General features: G+C 26.5%; 2 protein-coding genes. Both read left to right on the top strand.

Annotation, left to right across the window (positions count from 1 at the left end):
- Positions 1-2,126, top strand: a 2,126-nt coding sequence (locus tag ABJG40_RS06010) for an efflux RND transporter permease subunit (RefSeq protein WP_348023672.1), incomplete at its 5' end; no start/stop codon positions are given.
- Positions 2,127-2,132: 6 nt separating this feature from the next.
- Positions 2,133-4,175 (top strand): transglutaminase domain-containing protein, encoded by a 2,043-nt coding sequence (locus ABJG40_RS06005; protein WP_348023671.1) that lies wholly within the window; start codon positions 2,133-2,135, stop codon positions 4,173-4,175.
- Positions 4,176-4,258 lie beyond the last annotated feature (83 nt).

The raw sequence follows: 4,258 nt of genomic DNA, 5'->3' as shown, positions 1-4,258 counted from the left end.
TGTTTTCTTTCCTTATTCTACTAATCTTAATTTTGATTATCAATAGAAGTTTTAAGTACTTACTTATTTTATTTTTGAGTATAGTTACAAATCTTCTCATTGCAATTATTTTTTATTACTTGTTTCAAGTAGAACTCCAATTATATTCTTTTGCAGGAATTACCATTTCTTTTGGCATCATCATAGATAATAGCATTATTATGATTGACCATATTAGAAATAAAGGAAATATAAAAGCGTTTCTTGCTATTTTAGCAGCAACGCTAACAACGATTGGTGCATTAATGATTATCTTTTTATTAAAGGAAAATCAGCAAGCAGATTTATTAGATTTTGCTTTGGTAATTGCCATAAATATAGGTGTTTCGTTACTAGTGTCTTTATATTATGTACCAGCTCTTTTAGATAAAATAAATATATCTAAGAAAAGTATTCGTTTTTCGAGAAAGAGAAAAAGGAGAATTCTACGATTTACAAATTTTTACACACGTGTTATTTTTTGGATGAAAAAACCGCGTTTTAAATGGGCATTCATTTTGGTATTTATTTTAGGTTTTGGAATCCCATTTCAATTTTTGCCTAAAGAAATAAAAGGAGATGGTTTTTTTACTGATATTTACAATAAAAGCATAGGGAATGAAGATTTCACCAATGATATAAGACCCACTTTAGAAAAAGTAATTGGTGGGTCATTAAGATTATTTACAGAAGATGTTTTTGAGAATTCTTATTATTCAGAACCAGAAAGAACCACGTTAAGAGTTACAGGTAGTATGCGAGGTGGTTGCACCATACAACAATTGAATGAAGCCATTACTAAAATGGAACATTATTTGAGTCGTTTTGAGGAGATCGAATTATTTGAAACCAGAATATCTAGCTATAGAAATTCTAATATTGCTATTTATTTTAAAAAAGAATATGAATTTAGTGGTTTTCCGTATACTTTAAAAAGTTTAATAGAATCAAAAGCAATTAGTTTAGGAGGATTAGATTGGTCTGTTAGTGGTGTGGGTAGAGGCTTTTCTAATGCTTTGGGGTCAGGGTCTAAACAAAACAAAATTATATTAGAAGGCTATAATTATGATAAATTATACAGTTATGCAGAACAGTTACAGCAACAATTAATAGATAGTTCCAATTCACGGGTTAAAGATATAGAAATAACCAGTAGAGGCTATGGAGATAATGCATTGTATGAATATTATTTAGATTTTAATACGAATAAATTAGCACTTGCCAATGTTTCTCAAAGACAACTATATGGCTATTTAAAAAATAAAGTATATGCTGGTCAACTGCCTTCTATTATTCAGAATAATGAATTGCAACATGTTAAGTTAGTTTCAGATAAGTATAAGAAATTTAATATTTGGGATTTAAAACACACACCAATAACCATACAAAACAAGCAATATAAGTTAGATCAATTAGCAACTGTAGAAAAGAAGAAAACAGGTAATACCATTAAAAAGAACAACCAACAATATAGTTTAACAGTTGCCTATGATTTTCTTGGTACAACGCAGTTAGCCCAAAGAGTACGAGAAAAAGCCATAGAAAGTTTTGAACCTAAATTACCACTAGGTTACAAGGTATTTGAACAAAAATATAACAGATGGAATAAAAAAGATAAGAAACAGTATTATTATTTATTTATAGTAATTGGTATTATCTTTTTTATCTGTTCCATACTACTAGAGTCCTTAAAACAACCCTTCGCAATAATAAGTATGATTCCTATCTCATTTATTGGCGTGTTTTTAACTTTCTATCTATTCGATTTTAATTTTGATCAAGGTGGGTATGCTTCATTTATATTATTAAGTGGTATTAGTGTAAACTCTGCACTCTATATTGTAAATGATTTTAATAATTTAAAAATTCAATATCCCAAAATAAATTTTAGATTTCTTTATTTTAAAGCGTTTAATTATAAAATAATTCCTGTTATTCTTACCATTGTATCAACAATTGTTGGCTTAATTCCTTTTGTGTGGAGTGGCCAAAACGAGGCCTTTTGGTTTTCATTTGCTGTAGGGTCAATTGGTGGATTGTTATTTTCTTTAATTGGAATATTTATTTATTTGCCGCTATTTATTATAAACAAAAACACTACAAACTAAATTGTTATGAAAAATATATTACAAAATATTCGTATTACATTGGTTGCTGCATTCTTTTTATTAATAACACTAATTGGCTGTAACATTAAAGAAGATAACAAATTAGATTCAGCTTTAAAATTTGCCAAAGAAAATAAAACTGAACTTCAAAAAGTTCTAGACCATTATCAATCTCCTAAAGATAGTTTAAAATTAAAAGCTGCAAAGTTTCTAATTACTAATATGCCATATCATTCATGGTTAGATTATGGGGAAGAATATGATGAGGTTTTTAATAAAACTAGTGAATTAAGGAAGCTAGTAATTAAGAATTTAAAAAAAGAAGATAAATTATTATATGAAACTTCTGAATTTAAAGATATAACTGGATATAGAAAAATAAAAAAAATAAGCATTAAAATAGCAAATGAAACTTCTAAGCAGTTTTTTGAAGAAGTGGAAAAAGTTAATAATTTTAACAGATCTAATTTTAAGACTAAATTTGATGTAAGAGAAATTAAGTCAAAATTTTTAATTGATAATATTGATTTAGCTTTTGATGTTTATAATAAAGACTCATTAAGACTTTGCAATGATTTTGAAACTTTTTTAAATTTTGTATTACCATATAGAGTATTAAAAGAACCTGTAGAAATTAATAAGAGAAAAGAAATTTATGAAGAATTTAAATGGGCAAGAGATTCTTTAAAAAACAAATCTTTAGATGATGTTATTCAAGAAATTTTTTACAGATTAAGACTTGCGCCAACTGTTTCTTTAAATAAGTTTCGATATAATTTTCCAGTACAACCTTCTATAACTCATATAGAAAATACTCGTTTTGGAACTTGTGAGTATTTATGTACTTATTTTGTAAGTGTTTTAAGAAGTATTGGTATACCTTCAAGTATAGATTATTCGAAAAGATGGGGTAATCATCATAATGGATCTGTTCATAGTTGGGTAATGTATTTTGACGGCAATGATTTCAAATCATTTAACGTTGGTTCTGCTAATGGTATTGGTAGAGGCAATCAAAGAGAGTTTTATCAAAAAGTTTGCATAACAAAAGTTTTTAGAAATTCTTTTGATAAATCCAATGAAATTGATGTTACAGATAAATATCATAGTACAGCCGATATTGAAATTGATGTTTTGTGGAATCCAAAAAATAAAAAACAAAACCAAATTTATTTAGGAGTTTTTAATCCAACAAGTGGTTGGGATAAAATAACAGCTGCAAATAATTTAGAAAACAGCAAACTACTATTTAAAAATGTAGGAGTGGATTTAATTTATGTCGCTTTTTATGAGGATTCTGGAGAAAAAAAACTGATTAATTATCCTTTTGAACTAAGTAAAGAAGGTGCTTTAAATTATTTAGATTTAAATGATTCTTTATTGAATGATGTGGCTATTTCAAGAAAGTTTCCGATTATTACTTATTTAAATGGTAGTAAAAAAATACAATGGAAAAAAGAATTTAAAAATTTCGTTTTACAAGGAAGAAAAAATGAAAACTCATCTTATGAAGATATTTTTTATATAAAAAGTTTTAATTCAAGTCATCAAATTGATTTTAAATTTGATCCTGTTTTATATAAAAATTATCGTTTTTATAGTCTAAAGAATAAATGGTCAAGTATAGCTACATTTAATCTTCTAGATAGTTCGTTCAATGAAATAAAGACAGATAAACTTAGTTTAGATTTTAAATGGCATAAAGGGAAGCCTGATAAACTAATAGATAATAACCCAGTTAGTTATGTTAAGGGACCAAATTTAGAAATAAAATATAATTTTGACAAAAAAACAACTGTTTCGGGTTTTAGAATTCAGGCAAGAAATGATGATAATCATATTAATAAAGACGAAAATTACGAATTACTGTATTGGGATAGAAAATGGATTTCATTGGGTAATCAAAGAGCAAATGATACTGTTTTATATTATAAGAATGTGCCTAAAAATGCTCTTTATTGGTTAAAAAATCATACTAAAGGAAAGGAAGAGTATGTTTTTAAACTCAATGAAAATGGAAAACAGGTGTGGGTTGGTGCTACAGAATAGCATAATCTAGTTTTATAATAAATATTGTTAACTATTTTTTTACTTATAAAAAATAAGCGAGTTTTTTACTCAAAAAAAAGAAG

Source organism: Polaribacter sp., from assembly GCF_039939415.1.
GTDB lineage: Bacteria > Bacteroidota > Bacteroidia > Flavobacteriales > Flavobacteriaceae > Polaribacter.
This window is presented reverse-complemented; position numbering and strand designations above follow the sequence as displayed.